General features: G+C 62.8%; 13 protein-coding genes and 1 tRNA gene. 9 read left to right on the top strand and 5 right to left on the bottom strand.

Features of this window, described 5'->3' with window-relative positions; genetic code table 11:
- Nucleotides 1-11: 11 nt before the first annotated feature.
- The gene (locus BTW07_RS11455) at nucleotides 12-767 is read right to left on the bottom strand and encodes a response regulator (RefSeq protein WP_341864697.1); all 756 of its coding nucleotides are present in this window, start codon (nucleotides 765-767) and stop codon (nucleotides 12-14) included.
- Between the two features lie 325 nt (nucleotides 768-1,092).
- Here BTW07_RS11455 and BTW07_RS11450 point away from each other — a divergent pair.
- The 5 genes from BTW07_RS11450 (at nucleotide 1,093) to trpC (ending at nucleotide 5,530) form a co-directional block, all read left to right on the top strand.
- Nucleotides 1,093-1,168, top strand: a tRNA-Ala gene (locus tag BTW07_RS11450).
- 759 nt (nucleotides 1,169-1,927) lie between these two features.
- Nucleotides 1,928-2,686 (top strand): Crp/Fnr family transcriptional regulator, encoded by a 759-nt coding sequence (locus BTW07_RS11440; RefSeq protein WP_232823774.1) that lies wholly within the window; start codon nucleotides 1,928-1,930, stop codon nucleotides 2,684-2,686.
- 364 nt (nucleotides 2,687-3,050) lie between these two features.
- On the top strand, nucleotides 3,051-3,638 hold the full coding sequence (locus tag BTW07_RS11435) for an anthranilate synthase component II (RefSeq protein ID WP_075570308.1): 588 nt from the start codon (nucleotides 3,051-3,053) through the stop codon (nucleotides 3,636-3,638).
- A gap of 21 nt (nucleotides 3,639-3,659) precedes the next feature.
- The gene (gene trpD / locus BTW07_RS11430) at nucleotides 3,660-4,679 is read left to right on the top strand and encodes an anthranilate phosphoribosyltransferase (protein ID WP_075570307.1); all 1,020 of its coding nucleotides are present in this window, start codon (nucleotides 3,660-3,662) and stop codon (nucleotides 4,677-4,679) included.
- A gap of 38 nt (nucleotides 4,680-4,717) precedes the next feature.
- Nucleotides 4,718-5,530, top strand: a complete 813-nt coding sequence (gene trpC / locus BTW07_RS11425) for an indole-3-glycerol phosphate synthase TrpC (RefSeq protein ID WP_075570306.1) — start codon at nucleotides 4,718-4,720, stop codon at nucleotides 5,528-5,530.
- 167 nt (nucleotides 5,531-5,697) lie between these two features.
- Here the strand turns inward: trpC and BTW07_RS11420 are convergent, their stop codons facing one another.
- The 3 genes from BTW07_RS11420 to BTW07_RS11410 all read right to left on the bottom strand — a co-directional run bounded on the left by BTW07_RS11420 (nucleotide 5,698) and on the right by BTW07_RS11410 (nucleotide 11,380).
- The gene (locus tag BTW07_RS11420; protein ID WP_075570305.1) at nucleotides 5,698-7,497 is read right to left on the bottom strand and encodes a cation:proton antiporter; all 1,800 of its coding nucleotides are present in this window, start codon (nucleotides 7,495-7,497) and stop codon (nucleotides 5,698-5,700) included.
- A gap of 89 nt (nucleotides 7,498-7,586) precedes the next feature.
- A complete protein-coding gene (gene trxC, locus BTW07_RS11415) occupies nucleotides 7,587-8,030 on the bottom strand; it encodes a thioredoxin TrxC (RefSeq protein WP_075570304.1) in 444 nt (147 codons plus the stop codon).
- Between the two features lie 86 nt (nucleotides 8,031-8,116).
- Complete coding sequence (locus BTW07_RS11410; RefSeq protein WP_075570303.1) at nucleotides 8,117-11,380, bottom strand: FAD-binding and (Fe-S)-binding domain-containing protein; 3,264 nt, start codon at nucleotides 11,378-11,380, stop codon at nucleotides 8,117-8,119.
- A 297-nt stretch (nucleotides 11,381-11,677) separates the two neighbouring features.
- Between BTW07_RS11410 and serS the strand changes: the two genes are divergently transcribed.
- From serS to BTW07_RS11390, 4 genes are all read left to right on the top strand, one after another.
- A complete protein-coding gene (gene serS / locus BTW07_RS11405; protein ID WP_075570302.1) occupies nucleotides 11,678-12,955 on the top strand; it encodes a serine--tRNA ligase in 1,278 nt (425 codons plus the stop codon).
- Nucleotides 12,956-13,500: 545 nt separating this feature from the next.
- On the top strand, nucleotides 13,501-14,352 hold the full coding sequence (gene cobA, locus BTW07_RS11400; RefSeq protein ID WP_075570473.1) for a uroporphyrinogen-III C-methyltransferase: 852 nt from the start codon (nucleotides 13,501-13,503) through the stop codon (nucleotides 14,350-14,352).
- A gap of 196 nt (nucleotides 14,353-14,548) precedes the next feature.
- On the top strand, nucleotides 14,549-16,492 hold the full coding sequence (locus tag BTW07_RS11395) for a DUF294 nucleotidyltransferase-like domain-containing protein (RefSeq protein ID WP_075570301.1): 1,944 nt from the start codon (nucleotides 14,549-14,551) through the stop codon (nucleotides 16,490-16,492).
- Between the two features lie 14 nt (nucleotides 16,493-16,506).
- Nucleotides 16,507-17,214, top strand: a complete 708-nt coding sequence (locus BTW07_RS11390) for a 3'-5' exonuclease (RefSeq protein WP_232823773.1) — start codon at nucleotides 16,507-16,509, stop codon at nucleotides 17,212-17,214.
- A gap of 103 nt (nucleotides 17,215-17,317) precedes the next feature.
- Here the strand turns inward: BTW07_RS11390 and BTW07_RS11385 are convergent, their stop codons facing one another.
- Nucleotides 17,318-18,949, bottom strand: coding sequence for a BCCT family transporter (locus BTW07_RS11385; RefSeq protein ID WP_075570299.1), 1,632 nt, complete (start codon nucleotides 18,947-18,949; stop codon nucleotides 17,318-17,320).
- Nucleotides 18,950-18,979: the final 30 nt, after the last annotated feature.

The following is an 18,979-nucleotide window of genomic DNA, read 5'->3' as shown; positions in this document are numbered from 1 at the left end:
GCCGGTCCTGGCTATGTCTGAGGTTCAAAGCCGTCCAGCAGACCATGCCGCAGACCGAGGTGCGTCAGCTCCACGTCGGACTGCACCTGCAGTTTGTCGAATATCCGGTAACGATAGGTATTTACTGTCTTGGGGCTGAGGTTGAGTTGTTCCGATATGTGACTCACCTTGTGGCAGTGAATGATCATCGTCGCGATCTGCAGCTCGCGGTGCGAGAGCTGATCGAATGGACTGCATCGGCCTTCGCTGCGTGCCAGAACGACGCGTTGCGCGATATCGGGGCTGATGAACCGCTTGCCACTTGCTACCTGTCGCACCGCGTCTATCATCAGATCCAGCTCGGTCCCCTTGCTGATGAACCCGGTCACGCCGGAATCGATCAGCCGTTGTGCGGTGCCTTCCTCGACCTGCCCCGTAAGCACGATGATTCGGACGGCAGGTTGGTTCTTGAGCAGCTTGAAAATCGTCTCGAGGCCCCCGATACCCGGCATGCGGATATCGATCATCGCGATGTCCGGCACGTGATCGCGGCAGCCCTGAAGCGCCATTTCTCCGCTCTCGGCTTCGGCAACGACCTCGATATCAGGCTCATTGGCCAATACGCGAGCAATGCTCGTGCGCACCAGATGGTGATCGTCGGCTACTAATACCCTGATCAAGATAACTCCTGGATTCCTGCTGCCCTTGAAACTTCGACGACAACCGATGGACCGGTAAAAGGGTGCGATATAACGCTCCGGCCGCTCTACGTATCGGCCGTACGCCATGGGTCGGGCTGCGCGCCTGTTCAGTGGCTCAACTCACCGATATCCACATCAACGTCCTTGCGTCCATACCAATAGCCTACATCGATAACGACATCTTATATCTATATCAATGATGATCTGGCTCGAGTCTGCTAGTGCAACTACTAGCCATCATGAAGTGTGCCATGTTCCCCGGCCAAATACTCCCTGTTCGAAGGCCAAATTTGCACGTGGCAACTGCGCGAGTCGAGGGATTGCGGCGGGTTTGGTGAAGCGGCGATCCGGGGTTGACCTCGACCTGGATGGCCCTTATAGTGCCTCGCGTCCTTCGGGGCAGCAGTGGTATGGGGCCTTAGCTCAGCTGGGAGAGCGCAACACTGGCAGTGTTGAGGTCAGCGGTTCGATCCCGCTAGGCTCCACCAAGAATACTTTTCGAAAAGCCGCTGGTGCGCAATGCACCCAGCGGCTTTTTCGTATCCGCGCACTGACTGCTTTTTCGTCATTCGATCAAATCGGATCATTGGAATGGCCGGAATTCTGGCGCCTGGGTCATGTGCAGGTCGAGGCATTGCGGTTGTGGAAACGAATTAGCCTGTCTATCGATGGATCTTCTTCCAATCGCTAGGTCGAGCGTCTCGCAAAATGCGATGGGGCGCCGCCATCAATCTGCGGTGAGTCCCGACCACCCGGAGGCGTTGCGAACCCGTATGCAAGAGTTCTTTTTCGATGTGGTAATCAGACCGGCGGGATCGTCTCGAAAGCACTGGGAAGCGTTGGTGCCGGCTTTGCCGGGGTTGAGGGTAGAGGCCCCGAGCGATATGGAGGTCTTCGAGCGACTCCAGGAACTCATTGTCCCGTTCCTGGCTCGACAGCTCGCGAATGGCGAAAGTGTTCCACGGCAGTCGAGAGTCGGTCACTATATGGGGCGTTATGGTCTGGTTTTCTGGCAGTTCCTGTGGGTTCGTCTCGGGCCACTGAGATCCGGTCAGTCCGTCATCGAGCCATTCTTTCCAGATATCGACGAGCTTTTGATGCATCTCGATGGCGACGTCGTCGAGGAGTAGTCATTGCTTGATGCGTGAGCCATAATTTTTGCGCGAGATAAGCAAGAAGAGTTCAACCAAACGCGCAGCGGCCTTGGGGCCAGCATCTTCATTTCTGTTACAGCAAGGCGAGAAAACATGATGCCGGGTGTTCGTTCTCTCAATCGTCACTCCCCGAATACATTGATGATTCGCAAGCTGGAAAGCATCTTCAAGCTGACCGATGGCGAGAAACGTGTGCTTCAGGATTTGCCGGTGCAGGTCGAATCGCTCAGGGCCGAGCAGGACATCATCCGAATTGGCGAACGGGCGTCTCGAAGCTGTCTCCTTCTGGAAGGCTTTACCTGCGTCTACAAGCTGACCTCCGAAGGCAAACGGCAGATCATGGCGGTTCACGTGCCCGGCGATATGCCGGACCTGCAGAGTCTGCACCTCAAGGTCATGGATATCAGCATCGCGTCGATCGGCCCCAGTGTGGTCGGATTCATCCAGCATGACGACCTGCGTGAAGCCTGCGAGCAGTATCCTCGTCTTACCGCAGCGCTATGGCGCGAAACGCTGGTAGATGCCTCGATCTATCGAGACTGGATCCTCAACATCGGCCAGCGCAGTGCCTACCCGCGAGTGGCGCATCTGCTATGCGAACTGTTGATACGCCTGAAAGCCGTGGGGTTCGCTGAGGATGACTCTTTTCACCTGCCAATCACCCAGGCCGAATTGGCAGACGCGATAGGCATTACCCCGGTACACATGAATCGCGTCTTCCAGGCCTTGCGTGCCGACGAGCTGATCGAGGCATCGAGGGGAAAGGTGGCCATTCTCGATGAAAGACGATTGAGGGAAGAGGGCGATTTCGATCCGCTTTATCTTCATCTCATCAACAGCGTATCGGCCTGAGCGGGTGGTTAACGCGCTGGTGGCGATCGACATTCACGGGGCGCACTCTCGCCGGGCGGCCGAAGGCACGCGTTGACACGCCGCGTTGCGTCGCGGCACTATATCGCCATGATGACGAACCGATCACACTCACAGCACCAGTGGTGGTGGCGCCTTTGATCAAGGGCGGCACGCCGACGTCTGTGGACTGACGTTCGAAAACAATGCCGCCCCTCGGGGCGGCATTTTTTGTGTGGTCGTTTCGCTCCGTGAGGCCGGCATGGATAGGGACACCGACTTGGACGATCCCGTGACCTGAGCAACATCCGGGACAGCGAAGTCGGATTCGACGAGAAAAATTGAACAGAGACAGGGATTGATATCTATGCCAGTGCTCATGATCGATAATTACGACAGCTTTACCTTCAATATCGTCCAGTATCTGGGCGAGCTTGGGGCGGAGGTCGTCACCGTGCGCAACGATGAGGTGGATCTGGCCGCTCTCGAGCGTTACAAGCCGACCCACCTGGTGGTCTCGCCCGGGCCGTGTACGCCCAACGAAGCGGGCATATCGATGGACGCGATCCGCCATTTTGCCGGCCGGATCCCGATACTCGGGGTCTGTCTCGGGCACCAGGCCATCGGCCAGGTCTATGGCGGCGAGGTGATCCGCGCGCCGCAGGTGATGCATGGCAAGACGTCGCCCATTCGCCATCGCGGGGAAGGGGTTTTCGAAGGCCTCGAGGATCCGCTCGAGGTCACGCGCTACCACTCGCTGGTGGTCGACGCCGACAGTCTGCCGGACTGTCTCGATGTCACCGCCTGGGTCGACGACAACGACCCGACGCCGGGCTTGATCATGGGCTTGAAGCACAAGACGCTGGATATCGAAGGGGTCCAGTTTCACCCCGAATCGATCCTGTCCCGCCAGGGGCACGAGCTGCTGGCGAATTTCCTGAAGCGGCGCGGCTAACTGAACAGGTGAGGAGTCAACATGCAAATGCGGGATGCCATTGGTGCGGTCATGCGCCGGCAGGATCTCAGTTTCGACGAGACTCACGCCGTGATGCAGGCGATCATGACGGGTGAGGCGACCGAGGCCCAGATCGGCGGCTTTTTGATCGGGCTGGCGATGAAAGGGGAGACCGCGGACGAGATCACGGCGGCGGCGCAGGTGATGCGTGAACTGATGCATCCGGTGTCGATCGATTGCGACAACATCGTCGATATCGTCGGCACCGGCGGCGATGGCGCCAACCTTTTCAATGTCTCCACGGCGTCGAGTTTCGTCGTCGCGGCCGCCGGCGGCCATGTCGCCAAGCACGGCAATCGGGGCGTCTCGTCCTCTGCCGGCAGTGCGGATCTGTTCGACGTGGCCGGCATCTATCTCGATCTCGACGCGGCAACCATCGCACGCTGCATCGAACAGGTCGGCGTCGGGTTCATGTTCGCCCCGCGGCACCACCAGGCGATGCGCCATGCCATCGGCCCGCGGCGGGACATGGGGGTTCGCACGGTGTTCAATATCCTCGGCCCGCTGACCAATCCGGCCGGCGCCCCCAATCAGCTGCTGGGTGTCTACGCACCGCATCTGGTACCGCTGGTGGCGGAGTCGCTGCGCAAACTGGGCAGCGAGCATGTGCTGGTGGTTCATGCCGAGGATGGTCTGGACGAAATCTCGGTGGCGGCGCCGACGCGGGTTGCCGAGCTTCGCGATGGCGAGATTCGGGAGTACACCATCACGCCCGAGTCGCTGGGCGTCGAGCGACAGTCGCTCGAGCCGCTAAAGGTCGTGACTGCCGAAGACAGTCTGAAGCTGGTCAAGGAGTCCCTGGTCGGCAAGGGTGTCGCGGGAGATATCGTCGCGCTCAACGCCGGTGCGGCACTGTTCGCGGCCGGTATCGCCGATTCCCTCAAGGAGGGCGTGCTGATGGCTCAGGACGCGCAGGCTTCCAAGCTGCCGCTGGAGAAGCTCAAGGAGCTTTCCGACTTTACTCGTGTCTTTGCCCCATAAGTTCTCCTCGCTGAACAAGCCCAACAGGATTCTCTACGATGACCGATGCCGCCGATAGTGCACTGCCGACCATTCTGGCCAAGATTCTGACGCGCAAGCGTGAGGAGATCGCCGAACGGCGCCCGGCCGTCAGCGAACAGGCCTGGCTCGAGCGGGCGAAAGCGCAGAGCGCACCGCGCGATTTCGTCGCGGCAATCAATGCCTGTATCGAGGGTGGCGATCCCGCGGTGATTGCCGAGATCAAGAAGGCGTCACCCTCCAGGGGCGTCATTCGCGAGGACTTTCGGCCCGCCGAGATCGCGGTCGACTACGCGGCGGCAGGCGCCAGCTGTCTCTCGGTATTGACGGACGCCGACTATTTTCAAGGCCACGAGGACTACCTGATCGCCGTGCGGGAAGCGTGCGAGCTGCCGGTGATCCGCAAGGATTTCATCATCGACGGCTATCAGGTCGCCGAAGCCAGAGGGATCGGCGCGGACTGTATCCTGCTGATCGTGGCAGCACTCAGCGACGAGCAGCTCAAGGATCTCCATCAACAGGCCACGGCCCTGGGCATGGACGTGCTGGTCGAGGTGCATGACATCTTCGAGCTCGAACGCGCATTGACGCTGGATCTGCCGCTGGTAGGCATCAACAATCGTGATCTGCGAACCTTCGAGACCTCGCTGGACACGACCTTCGAGCTGCTCAAGCGTATCCCTCGGGGAGTGACGGTCGTCACCGAGTCCGGGATTCACAACCGTGACGACGTCGAGCGCATGCGCGAGTTCGACGTCAACGCCTTCCTGGTCGGCGAGGCATTCATGCGCGAGGAAGAGCCCGGCAGTGCGCTACGCCGAATGTTCTTCTAGCGCCGGATTTCGATAATCCCGCCAGAGTCGCCGTGAACGGGTTCACGGCATTCAGCCAGACGCCGCGCCCCGAGATCGTCTCGAGGCGCGGCGTCTGTCATTGCACGAGCGGATATGCGCACAGACAGTCGGGCTGCGTCGCACCCGCAGGTGACGGCAAGGCCCGGTCAGAACTCCGGCGAATCCGGAAAGATGAGGCTGATCAAGGTGTCGCCGGCTTTCGGGTTGAGCGGCTTGCCGGCCGTGGCGATGCGAATCCGGCCGCTGGTCGAGAGCGTGAACAGCGTCAACAGACGGTCGTGATGGATGCGTCGATAGTCATCGATATCGAAATTGTCACTGATGTTGGCATGGCGAACCACGGCGCCCTGGCCGATCAGACTGGAGAGCCGAGTGAAGGTCGTATGACCGTCGAACAGCAGCGGCAGATGCGCCAGCGCCTGCTGATGATGGCGGCGAGCGTTGCGGGAAGACTCTACCGCCAGCCGGAAGACCTTGCCGTGACCCAGGATGTGCTCGAAATGCAGTGCGGCGAGGTTGTTGAGTTCGCGATAGGGCGACAGCGGCAGCAGATGGCCGATACCGGCCAGACCCAGATGCTGAGCGGCGTGCTCCGACAGCGGGTTGCCGTAGTAGGTCGGAAGGCTCGCCATGCGCGCTTCCTGAATCGCGTCCCAGTTGTGATCGCAGAGCCTCACCGCGAAGCCGGCTTCCTGCAGGGCGGCGCCGAAGGCCCGGGCGACCGGGTTGGCGCCGATGATCAGAAAGCCTGACGCCGTCGGCGCATTGACTTTCAGAAACCGGGCCAGCGGTCGCGAAAACAGGCTCTGGACGACGACCGTGCTGATGATCACCAGGAACGTGATCGGTACCAGCAGCTCGGCGCCGGGCACTTCCAGCGCTTCCAGGCGAATCGCGAACAGCGAGGCCACCGCCGCGGCGACGATGCCACGCGGAGAGAGCCACGCCAGCAGTGCCTTTTCCCGCCAGCTGAGCGAGCTTCCCCAGGTACACAGCCAAACCGCCAGCGGTCGCGCCACCCATACCAGAATGGCCAGAAACGCCCACGCCTCCCAGGACAGCAGACTCAACTGGGCGAGGCTCAGCCTGGCGGCCAGCAGAATGAACAGCCCCGAGATGAGCAGGATCGACAGCGTCTCCTTGAACTCCAGGATCGGCTGTGTCGGCACGCCGCGCATGTTGGCCATCCACACCCCCATGACGGTGACGGTCAGCAGGCCGGACTCATGGAACAGCAGGTTCGAAACGGTGAACAGCGTCAGCATGATCATCAGGGTGCCGAAGCTGTGCAGTCGCTGGGGTAGCCAGTAGTGACGCAGCACGCTGCCCCATAGATAGCCACCGGCCGTGCCCAGGCCGAAGCCGATCACCGCGGTCTGGGCGAAACTCAGCAGGGTGTGCGCTGCCGCACCGTTGGAGAGCCCGAGCGCGACGAACTCGTAGACCAGCACCGCGCCGATGGCGCCGATCGGATCGATCAGGATGCCTTCCCAGCGCAGTATCTGGCTGACGTGCTCGCGGGCACGCAGCGTCTGCAGCAGCGGCAGCACCACCGTGGGGCCGGTCACCACCAGTAGCGCCCCCAGCACGCTGGCCATCTCCCAGGAGAGCCCCAGCACCCGATGCGCAGCGGCGATACCGATCAGTGCGGTGATCAGCGCGCCCCAGGTCACAAGACGGCTGACCGTGCGGCCGTGGCCGCGGAGTTCACGGAAATCGAGCGTCAATGCGCCTTCGAACAGGATCACCGCCACGGCCAGAGACACCAGCGGAAACAGCAGTTCACCGAGCACGGCATCGGGGTCGAGGATGCCGGTGACCGGGCCGGCGGCAATGCCGGCGATCAGCAGTGGCAGAATGGCCGGCACCCGGAGCTGCCAGGCGAGCCATTGGCAGGCCAGCGCCAGCAGGCCGATGCCACTGAGGGCAAGGGCGGCATTTTCCATGGCGGTCTCTCCGGAGCGTGACAAAAGCCGCGCAGACTAGCCGCGGCAACGCGGCGATGCAATGTCGAATCCGGGAAGCGGCCGGGATTTCAGGGTGTGACGAGTTGTCGCCGGGTCCAGTCGACGATATCCGATTGGCCCATGGCGCCGGCCTGGCGCGCTATCTCTCGCCCATCCCGAAACAGGATCAGCGTCGGAATGCTGCGGATGCCGAAGCGCGAGGCGATGTCCGTGGCGGCTTCGGTGTCCAGTTTGGCCAGGATGATGTTCGGCTCCAGCGTTTTGGCGGCCTGAGCGAATCCGGGCGCCATTGCCTTGCAGGGGCCACACCAGTCGGCCCAGAAGTCGACCAGGATCGGCAGACCGCTGCGTGACACGAATCGATCGAAATTGGCCGAATCCAGCGCCAGCGGCGCCCCGCTGAACAGAGCGTTATGGCAGCGTCCGCAGTTGGGGTTTTCGTTCAGGCGCGCGCTGGCGACCCGGTTGACGGCATGGCAGTGGGGGCATACGAGGTGCATCGGATCGGACATGGGGTTCGCTCCTGATTGGCGAAAACCGAGGGTCGTCAATGATGTCGGCGGGCAGCGCGGTCATCGTCCAGGCTGCCCTCGTCAGTTCAATGGCGGGATACCTCGGCGATCTTGAGTCTTTTTAGCAGCGCCTGCAGCGGGTGAGGCAAGGTCTGCGCCGAGAGTCGCTTGACCTGGCTGCGACACGAGTAGCCCGTCGCCAGCAGGCGGCCGGCGTTGGCGTCGTCCTCCACCGGGTCGCGCCAGGAGAGATCGTAGATCGTCTCCGAGGTCTGGCGGTGGCGCGCCTCGTGACCGTAGGTGCCGGACATGCCGCAGCAGCCGGTCGCGACCAGATCCAGGGTCAGGCCGAAGCGCTCGAACAGCTGCTGCCAGCCCTTGGGGCTGCCCGGAGCGTTGGTCTTCTCGGTGCAGTGGCTCAACAACCGATAGCCCGGGTCGGGCTGCCCGATCGCCTCGGCGGTCCAGCCACGTGGCAGGATCGATGGCCCCAGCGACAGCAGCCACTCCTGCAGCAACAGTACCTCCGGCACCGCCTGCGGCCCCAGCGTCTTGACGTACTCCTGGCGGTAGGTGAGCGTCATCGCCGGATCGATGCCCACCAGCGGGACGCCGAAGCGGGAAAGCGCCTTGAGCCCGAGCGCCTGCTTGTCGGCCACGCGTTCGAAACGACCGAGAAAACCCTGCACCTGGAGCGGCTTGCCGTTGGGCTGGAAAGGCGCCACCAAGACATGGATATCCAGGCGCGACAGCAGCTCGACCACATCCAGGACCAGCCGCGATTCGAAGTGGCTGGTGAAGGCGTCCTGCACCAGCACCACGCTGCGGCGCTTCTGTGCGTCGGTCAGTCTGCCCAGCGTCAGCGGCGTGGCTTCGGCAACGCCCCAGGCGTCGAGTACCTTGCGGAGGCTGGCGCGTGAGAGTTTGGGACTGTCGACGATACCCAGACGTTTCGCCATGAAACGGTCGACCAGGCGGTTGTCGAGCAGTGCGTTGTAGAGTGGCGCCACCGGTTGCAGGTGCGGTACGACGAACTCGAGTCCGCCAATCAGATAGTCTCGCAGCGGCCGGGCATAGCGGCTGTGGTAGCTCTCCAGAAAGCGCGAGCGGAAGTCCGGCACGTCGACCTTGATCGGGCACTGACCGGCGCAGGACTTGCACGCCAGGCAACCCGCCATGGCGTCGTAGACTTCATGCGAGAAGTCCGCCTCGCCGCGCCGTCGGGCGACGGCACGCTGCAGTTTGCCCGGTTGGGCTCGCAGCCAGCTGGCCAATCCGCCGCGTCGCTGCTCCCGCGCTACCTCGAGCACGTCGACACCGGCGTTGCCCTGACGGCGCAGCCACTCGCGCATCAGGCTGGCACGCCCCTTGGGAGAGTGCACGCGATCGCGCGTCGCTTTCCAGGAGGGGCACATGGCGTCGGAAGGATCGTAGTTGTAGCAGGCGCCGTTGCCGTTGCAGTAGACCGCGCTGGCGTGCTCCTGCCACACCCGCTCGTCGATCTGACGGTCCAGCTCGCCGCGAGTGGTCACGCCGTCGATCGCCAGCAGCCCGGGATCATGACCGTCGACGATACCGATCTCGCCTGACCTCTCTCCCGGCGCTGCGGAGTGCGTGATGGTATCTTCCGCCTTGCCCACGGCTTCGGTCGGGCTGGGAAAAGACGTCTTTCCCGCATCATCGGGCGGGATAAAAAGCGGCGTCGCGATCTTGCCCGGGTTGAACTGGTTGTAGGGATCGAATGCGGCTTTCACCCGCTGCAGGGCCGGGTAGAGCTCGCCGAAGAAACGCGGCGAGTATTCGGAGCGTACCCCCTTGCCGTGCTCGCCCCACAGCAGGCCGCCGTAGCGCTGGGTCAGCGCCGCCACCTCATCGGATATCTCGCGAATCAGGCACGCCTGGGCCGGATCCTTCATGTCGATGGCGGGGCGCACGTGAAGCACGCCGGCATCGACGTGGCCGAACATGCCGTATTCGAGGCCGCGGGCGTCCAGCAACTGGCGGAACTCGGCGATATAGTCGGCCAGGCTTTCGGGCGGCACCGCCGTGTCCTCGACGAACGGGATCGGACGTTTCTCGCCCTTGGCATCGACCTTGGCGTTGCCGAGCAGCCCCACGGCGCGTTTGCGCATGGCATACACCCGGGCGATCTGCGGGCGACCCTCGGCCAGGGTATAACCGAGCCGCTCGACGCTGGCATCCGAGCCCAGATGATCGGTAAAAGCGTTGACGCGTTCGGCCAAGCGTTGCGGATCGTCGTCGTTGAACTCGACCAGATTGATGCCGCGAATCGGCGCGCCTCGATCACCATTGTCATTGACGGCGGCAGGGAAGAACTCCGCCACGCTGTCCCAGACGAAATCCTCCATCGCCAGCGTCAGCACGCGATCGTCGATCGTCTCGATCGAGGTCGGACTGCCCTCGGCCATCAGCGCCTTGGCATCGCGCAGCGCCTCCATGAAACCCGCATAGCGCACGTTGACCAGCGTCGAATGCCTGGGCAGCGGCAGCACGTTGAGCGTGGCTTCGTTGAGCAGCGCCAGCGAACCCTCGGAGCCGCACAAGACGCTGTTGAGATCGAAGCGACCCTGCTCGTCGCTCAGGTGGGCCAGGTCGTAACCGGTCAGGCAGCGGTTGAGCGGCGGAAAGACGGCAGCGATCCGCTCGCGCTCGGTGGTCGCGATATCGCTGACCGTGCGATGGATCTCGCCGACCCGGTCATCGCGCTGGCACATGGCGGTTAGTGCCGCATCGTCCAGCGGTTCGCTCTCGAGTCGCTCGCCGCCGGGCAGTACGACATCGAGTGCCAGCACGTGATCACGCGTCTTGCCGTACTCGCAGCTGCCCTGGCCGCTGGCATCGGTGGAGATCATGCCGCCGATCGTGGCGCGGTTGGAGGTCGAGAGCTCCGGCGCGAAGAACAGGCCGTGCGGCTTGAGCGCGGCATTGAGCTGATCCTTGACCACGCCCGCCTGTACCCGCACGCGGCGGTTCTCGACATCGATCTCGACAATCCGGTTCATGTAGCGGGAGACATCGACCACCAGGCCGTCGGTCAGCGACTGGCCGTTGGTCCCGGTGCCGCCGCCACGTGGCGCGAGCACGATCTGGCGATAGGACTTTCGTTCGATCAGTCGGGCGATCAGCGCGAGATCGGCGGCGTCGCGCGGATAGAGCACGGCCGCTGGCAAGCGCTGGTAGATCGAGTTGTCGGTGGCCAGCACGGTGCGGTTGGCGGCGTCATCGGCGATATCGCCACGAAAGCCGGCGGCGGCCAGCTCGGCGAGGAATCGGCGATAGCACTCGGATAGCGTCAGTTCGGCGCTGGCCGGGTCAAGGCGTGTCATCATTGTCATGCATCAAGCCATCACGTCGGGCCGGTCAGGCGGCCGTCGCCGGGTGTGATTCACCAGGCAGGTTGTCGGTTCACAGCGCTTTCGGCGCTCGAGGGCGAACAGTTTAGCGCGCCCGATGGCGGTGTGGCACGAATCCCCGCTCGCGCATGGTGCCGGGGTGGGGTTTTCCCTACAATATTACCCTTGCAAAGAATGGCCATCAGGACGTCCACCGGCTTTTGTAGGTGGTCGGCCTCCTGTCGCCACGGTTTTCCATTTCAAACTGTCTATTTCAATCAACGGAACCCAGTCATGCTCGATCCGAAGCTGTTGCGTAGCGATCCGCAGTTCGTCGCCCAACGCCTGGCCCTGCGGGGCTTTACTCTCGACACGGCCAGGCTCGAGTCGCTCGAGTCCCGGCGTCGTGAGCTGCAGACGCGGACCGAGCAGCTGCAGAACGAGCGTAACGTGCGCTCCAAATCGATCGGCAAGGCCAAGGCGGCAGGGGAAGACATCCAGCCGCTGCTGGCGGAAGTGGGTCAGCTCGGCGACGATCTCGACAATGCCAAGCGCGAGCTGGCCGAGGTGCAGCAGGCCTGGGACGATCTGGTGGCCGGCTTGCCCAATCTGCCGCATGCAGACGTGCCCGAAGGTTCGGATGAAAGCGACAACGTCGAGCTGCATCGCTGGGGAGCGCCGCGTGAGTTCGATTTCACGGTGCGCGACCATGTCGATCTGGGCGCTCGATTCGGCTATCTCGACTTCGAGATGGCGACCAAGCTGACCGGCTCGCGTTTCGCCGTGATGCGCGGGCCGATCGCCCGCCTGCACCGGGCGCTGGCCCAGTTCATGCTCGACACCCAGACCCGGGATCACGGTTACGACGAGTGCTACGTGCCCTACATGGTCAACGCCGACACGCTGACCGGTACCGGCCAGTTGCCAAAGTTCGGCGAGGATCTGTTCAAGCTCGCCGACAGCGACTACTACCTGATCCCGACGGCCGAAGTGCCGCTGACCAACTTCGTGCGCGACGAGATTCTCGACCACGCCGCACTGCCGCTGAAACTGACCGCCCACACGCCGTGCTTTCGCAGCGAGGCCGGTGCCTACGGTCGTGACACGCGCGGCATGATCCGTCAGCACCAGTTCGACAAGGTCGAGATGGTGCAGGTGGTCGACCCGGCGACCAGCTACGACGTGCTCGAGGAGATGCGCGGTCACGCCGAGGCGATTCTGCAGGCGCTGGAGCTGCCGTATCGGGTGGTGACGCTGTGCACCGGTGACATGGGTGCCGGTGCCACCAAGACCTACGATCTGGAAGTGTGGCTGCCGAGCCAGGAAACCTACCGGGAAATCTCTTCTGTCTCCAACTGCGAGGACTTCCAGGCGCGACGGATGCAGGCGCGTTTTCGCAGCGCCGAGCAGAAAAAGCCGCAGCTGGTCCATACCTTGAACGGCTCCGGGCTGGCGGTAGGTCGCTGCCTGCTGGCGGTGCTGGAAAACTACCAGAACGCCGATGGCAGCGTGGACGTGCCGGCGGCTCTGGCGCCGTACATGGGCGGCCTGACACGGCTGAACGTCGACTGACGCCGGCGGGTGTCATCGACTTCAGCTAGGCGACCGCTCCCTCATAGCCAATCGGCATGAGGGAGCGTTTGGTTATAACCCTACAAAAAAGCGTTACTTTGTCCTGTTGGCCCCGCGGCATTAGACTTTGTCGAGACGTGCTGCGAGTACCCAGTGGCGCAGACGCGATGGCTCGAAACGCTTTTCAACCTGGCAGCTTCCCCGTGATCGACTCGCTCACCCTCCAATACGACCCGGCTTGTCTCGACGTGCATCTGATCGGTGGCGGCAGCGAGGCGCTGGCCCTGGCGCAGCGAATCGCCGGGTTGATGCCGGGCGTGACCGTACACGCGACGTCGATGATGCCTGCCCTGGCATCCTTGTGCCGGGACCGGGAGTGGCAATCGCGCGACGCCGATCCGGTCCCCGCAGCGGGGCAGCTGTGGCTGGTCGCCAGTGGCGACGGCGAATGTGATCGGCATCTCGCCAGCGTTGCGCGACAGGCCGATGTGCCGGTTTTCGTACCGTCGCATCCGGCGCTTTGCAGCGTGCGGTTGCCACCGCGAGTGACCGTTCAGGATGTTGCGGAACCCGCTGGCGGTCACTGGCAGCGAGGGCACGTCTCGCTTGTCGGCGCCGGCCCGGGCGACCCGGAGCTTTTGACACTGAAGGCGCTCAAGCAGCTACAACGCGCGGACGTGGTGGTTCACGACCGGCTGGTCAGCCAGGAAATCCTGGCGCTGGCCAACCCCGAGGCGAAGCGTTTCTACGTCGGCAAGGCGCGTTCTCGGCACAGTGTGCCCCAGGAGGGGATCAATCAGGCGCTGGTCGATTGGGCCAGGGCGGGCAACCGGGTGGTTCGGCTCAAAGGCGGTGATCCGTTCATCTTCGGTCGCGGTGGTGAAGAGCTCGAAGCGCTGGTCGCGGCCAACGTCGACTTCGATGTGGTGCCGGGCATTACCGCGGCCGCCGGCTGCGCGGCCTATGCGGGCATCCCGTTGACCCATCGCGATCACGCCCAGTCGGTGCGATTCGTCACCGGCCATCTCAAGAACGGCAGCTGCGATCTCGACTGGCCGGCGTTGACACGCGGCGGCCAGACGCTGGTCTTCTACATGGGGCTGGGGGCGCTGGACCTGATCCGTGAGCGTCTGGTTCAACACGGGATGGATGCCGCCACGCCACTGGCGCTGATCGAGCAGGGGACGACTGCCAATCAGCGTGTGCACCTGGGCACGTTGGCGCAGTTGCCTGGCAGTCTCGCCGATCATCAGCCCAGACCGCCGACGCTGATCGTCGTCGGCAGCGTGGTCGAGCTGGCAAGCCGCCTGGAGTGGTTCCAGCCGAGCGCCAGCGGCAGCCTGGGCTGGGTCGAAGGCAAGCATCCGACGCCACTCTCCCAGGCCGACAGCGCCTGACCGTCGTCTCCAACCCTGCTGGTTCTACCTCCCTCACGAGGGTGATCTCGACGCCGCCAACCGTGGCGGATGTCTCGACACAAGGCATCTTCGAAGCGGCCTCGGCTGCGAAGGCCATCGCGCGAATGTAGCCGGGCCGTCGTTGACGCCATCTGCTGGCCCTTCGACAATGAGAGCTCGCCACGGGGAGGGACGCATGAACGTTGAGCAACTGGATATTCGAGGTCACCTGGCGCAGTTCGCGCCATTTGATAATCTCCCCGATGCGCTGCTCGATCGCATCGCCGGCGAGGTCGAGATTCGCTATTTTCAAGCCGGCAGCGAGCTGCTGGTCAAGGATCAAACGATCGAATCGCTCTGGTACATCCGCAGTGGTGCGGTGGAGATGTATCAACGCAGCGGTCGGCTGTTCAACCGCCTCAGCGAAGGGGACATCTTCGGTTACTCGGATCTACTGCGCAGCAATCGACGCGTGCGCTATCCGATCAGCGCGATCGAGGACACGCTGATCTATTTCATACCCGGCGATGTCTTCGAAGCGGTGTGCGAAGAGGACGACGACTTTGCCGAGTTCGTGGAAACCGGCGGCCAGCGTCTCAAGGTCACGGTCGAGCAGCAGCGCGACGACAGCGGTCTGATGACGACCCGGGTGCGCAAGCTGATCAATCGGCAACCGCAGATGGTGGAGGCCGCTACCTCGTTGCAGCAGGCCGCCCAGCAGATGCGCGATGCCAACGCGACCTGCGTGCTGGTGATCGATGTCACCGAGACACAGTCGGCTTATACGTTCACGGGGCCCGATGGCCGGCACTGGCAGCTCAACGGCATTCTGACCGATCGTGATTTCTGTACCCGCGTGCTGGCGGAAGGCAAGTCGTCACAGACGCCGGTGGGCGAGGTGATGTCGCGTAAGGTCATCGTGATCCAGTCCGACGAATCGGTCTACGAAGCGATGTTGAGCATGCTGCGCAACCAGGTGCACCATCTGCCGGTGCTGCATCGACGCCAGCCGGTGGGCGTGCTGCATCTCTCCGATATCGTGCGACACGAGACCCACAGCAGCCTGTTTCTGGTCAACAATATCTTCGTCCAGAACAGCCCGGAGCAGCTCGCGCGATTGTCGCCCGAGGTACGCACGGGATTCGTGCGGATGGTCGCCGACGGTGCCAATTCCGAAATGGTCTGCCGGGCGCTGGCGACGATCGGCCGCGCCTTTACGCAGCGCCTGATCGAACTCGCGGAGCACGAGCTGGGGCCGGCACCGGTACCCTACTGCTTCATGGTGCTGGGTTCGATGGCACGGGAAGAACCTACCATCAATGCCGATCAGGACAACGCGCTGGTCATCGATGACAGCTATGACCCGGCTCGGCACGGCAAGTATTTCGAAGCCTTGGCCACGTTCGTCTGCGACGGGCTCGCCGCCTGTGGCTATCCCTATTGCAAGGGCGACATCATGGCGACCAATCCGCGCTGGCGACAGCCGTTGCAGGTCTGGAAAGCGTATTTCACCGAGTGGATGGACGAACCCAACGGCGAGCGCCTGCTGCACAGTTCCATCTTCTTTGATCTGGCCTCGGTGCATGGCGAGGCGCCCATGGTCGAAGTCCTGCAGGATCTGATCGCCGACTTGGCGCCGCAGCGGCCGATCTTCCTGGCGGCGCTGGCGCGCAATGCCAAGAATCGCACGCCCCCGCTGGGGTTCTTCCGCCAGTTCGTCATGGATCAGGATGGCGAGCACCGCAAATCGATCAATCTCAAGCGCCGAGGCACCGCGCCGCTGACCGATCTGGTCCGCGTACATGCGCTGGCGTGCGGTTCGAAAGCCCAGAACTCCTTCGCCCGCCTCGACGATATCGCCGAGACCAAACTGCTGGCGGACGGCGTCACCGAACGCCTGCGCTACGCCTTCGAATTCATGTCGATCGTGCGCATTCGCCATCAGGCCGACGCGATCGAGCAGGGCGCCGAACCCGACAACAGCGTCGATCCGGAGAATATCGACAGCCGAGAACGACATCATCTCAAGGATGCCTTCGAGGCGATCAGCAACGCCCAGAAGTTCCTCTCCTTCCGCTATATCATGCCAACCAAGCAGGGCGCTGCCTCTGCCGGTGATAACGCCCGGGGCCGTCGATGATTCCGCGATTCGCGATGAAATCGAAGGTCGAGCCAAACTGGCCGGATTATCTCGCCGCCCGCGCTCAGCGGACGAGTGAATCGCGCCTGGCGAGCTTCTTCGCCCAGGGCACGCTGGATCCCGAGACGCCCATCGGCGAGGCGCCGCTGGTCGCGATGGACTTCGAGACCACCGGGCTGGACGGCAGCCGTCATGACATCGTCAGCGTCGGCGTGATGCCGTTCACCCTGTCGCGGATCCGTCCTGCCGACGGGAGGTACTGGGTGTTGTCACCGCGGCGCCAGCTAAGCGATGAATCGGTCGCCTTCCATCACATTACCCACGCCGAGGTGGCGGATGCGCCCGACTTCGCCACGATCATCGACGATCTCCTGGGCCTGCTGGCCGGGCGGCTGGTCGTCGTGCACTATCGCCAGCTGGAACGAACCTTCCTCGATGCGGCCATTCGCGAGCGGCTGGGCGAAGGGCTGCTGATGCCGATGATCGACACCATGTCGCTGGAAGCGCGACTCCATCGCCAGTCCTTGTGGGCGAGGTTGCGGCGCTGGGCGGGAAGGCCGATGGCGTCGATCCGTTTGCACGAGAGCCGCCAGCGTTACCATCTTCCTGCCTATACCGGGCACCACGCCCTGGTCGATTCACTGGCGACGGCGGAGCTGCTGCAAGCGCAGATTCTTCATCACTACGATTGGCAGACGCCGGTCAGCGCGCTTTGGCGTTGAGGACGTCGGCGTCGGGGTAGAACAGGGCAAATCGAATCTGCCAACGAAAAGCGGGCGGCTCATTGAGCCGCCCGCCTTGTCGATACATCCTCTGCAACGACGCCTATCCGCGAGGCTCGGACCGCAGCCCTTGAACGATCGCGTAGCACGCCGCCAGTAGCACGATGGTGAACGGCAGACCGGTCGTGATGACCGCCGCTTGCAGTGCCCCCAGGCCACCCCCCAGCAGCAGCGCAATGGCGATGGCGCCTTCGATCAGGGCCCAGAACACGCGCTGGGGCGTCGGCGCATCGACCTTGCCGCCCGCGGTGATCGAGTCGATCACCAGCGAACCGGAGTCGGATGAGGTGATGAAGAACACCATGACCAGAACGATACCGACGAAGGATGTGATCGACGTCAGCGGCAGTTCACCCAGCATGGTGAACAGTTGCAGCGGAAGCGCCGCTTCCTTTACGCCCTCGAAACCGTCGTTGACCAGCTGATTGATCGCGGTGTCGCCGAAGGCGGTCATCCACAGTACGGAAACGACGGTCGGTACCAGCAGTACCGCGATCAGGAATTCGCGCACGGTACGGCCACGGCTGACGCGGGCGATGAACATGCCGACGAACGGGGACCAGGAGATCCACCAGGCCCAGTAGAAGGCAGTCCAGCCATGCACGAAGTCGCTGTCTTCACGTCCGAACGGATTGGACAGTGCCGGGAGATTCTTCAGGTAGGACCCCATGTTCTCGACGAAACCGGTCGCGATCAGCAGCGTGGGACCGACAAAGATCACGAACAGCAGCAGCAGGAAGGCGAGCCCCATGTTGATCTGCGACAGACGCTGCACGCCCTTGTCGACACCCAGCATCACCGACATCAGTGCGACCAGCGTGATGCCGATGATCAGCAGCACCATGGTCACATCGGTATTGGGAATGCCGAACAGGAAGTTGAGACCGGCGGAAGCCTGGGAAGCGCCGAAGCCTAGCGACGTCGCCAGCCCGAACAGCGTGGCCAGTACTGCCAGAATGTCGATGATATGGCCCGGCCAGCCCCAGATGCGCTCACCCAGGATCGGGTAGAAGATCGAGCGCATGGTCAGCGGGAGCCCCTTGTTGAAAGAGAACAGCGCCAGCGACAGCGCGACGACCGCGTAGATACCCCAAGGGTGCAGGCCCCAGTGGAAGATCGTCGCTGCCATGGCCAGGGACTGGGAGGCGGCGGGATCACCCGCGGCACCGCCCAACGGGGCCCATGAGTCGCCAGTGACGGACGTGCCGAAATGCGTGATCGGCTCGGAAACGCCGTAGAACATCAGGCCGATGCCCATGCCTGCCGCGAACAACATGGCAAACCACCCGGCATAGCTGAAATCCGGCTTGGCGTGCAGGCCGCCGATTCTCACCTTGCCCAGCGGGGTGAAGATCAGTACCACGGAAAGCAACACGAAGATATTGGCGGCAAACAGGAACAGCCAGCTCAAGTTATCGGTCAGGAAGCTTTTCGCCCCATTGAAGATCGGCCCCATCTGATCCGGCAACGCCAGCGTGATGATGACGAAGAACAGAATCAGCAGGGAGGAGACCGAAAAGACCTTTCCATGCAGATCGACATTGAGACCAAACTTATTGGTCTGGATATTGTCCTGGCCAATCACATAATCGGTATCGATGAGATTGGCGGGACCTTCTGGTGCCGGTATGCCTTCCTGCGGCGCATCCGGCTCTTTATTGGCGTCTTGAGCCACTAGCCGTCTCCATTCTTTGATGTGTCTCTA

Origin of the sequence: Salinicola socius, assembly GCF_001937195.1 — a bacterium.
Taxonomy (GTDB): Bacteria; Pseudomonadota; Gammaproteobacteria; order Pseudomonadales; family Halomonadaceae; genus Salinicola; species Salinicola socius.
Note: the sequence above shows the minus strand (reverse complement) of the source record. Positions and strands in the feature narration are given on the sequence as shown.

Coding starts and splice junctions, on each gene's coding strand:
- serS (WP_075570302.1), top strand. CDS start 11,678: ATGCTCGATCCGAAGCTGTTGCGTAGCGATCCGCAGTTCGTCGCCCAA.
- BTW07_RS11390 (WP_232823773.1), top strand. CDS start 16,507: ATGAAATCGAAGGTCGAGCCAAACTGGCCGGATTATCTCGCCGCCCGC.
- trxC (WP_075570304.1), bottom strand. CDS start 8,030: ATGTCCGATCCGATGCACCTCGTATGCCCCCACTGCCATGCCGTCAAC.
- BTW07_RS11410 (WP_075570303.1), bottom strand. CDS start 11,380: ATGATGACACGCCTTGACCCGGCCAGCGCCGAACTGACGCTATCCGAG.
- BTW07_RS11420 (WP_075570305.1), bottom strand. CDS start 7,497: ATGGAAAATGCCGCCCTTGCCCTCAGTGGCATCGGCCTGCTGGCGCTG.
- BTW07_RS11440 (WP_232823774.1), top strand. CDS start 1,928: ATGATGCCGGGTGTTCGTTCTCTCAATCGTCACTCCCCGAATACATTG.
- BTW07_RS11435 (WP_075570308.1), top strand. CDS start 3,051: ATGCCAGTGCTCATGATCGATAATTACGACAGCTTTACCTTCAATATC.
- trpD (WP_075570307.1), top strand. CDS start 3,660: ATGCAAATGCGGGATGCCATTGGTGCGGTCATGCGCCGGCAGGATCTC.
- trpC (WP_075570306.1), top strand. CDS start 4,718: ATGACCGATGCCGCCGATAGTGCACTGCCGACCATTCTGGCCAAGATT.
- BTW07_RS11395 (WP_075570301.1), top strand. CDS start 14,549: ATGAACGTTGAGCAACTGGATATTCGAGGTCACCTGGCGCAGTTCGCG.
- BTW07_RS11455 (WP_341864697.1), bottom strand. CDS start 767: ATGGCGTACGGCCGATACGTAGAGCGGCCGGAGCGTTATATCGCACCC.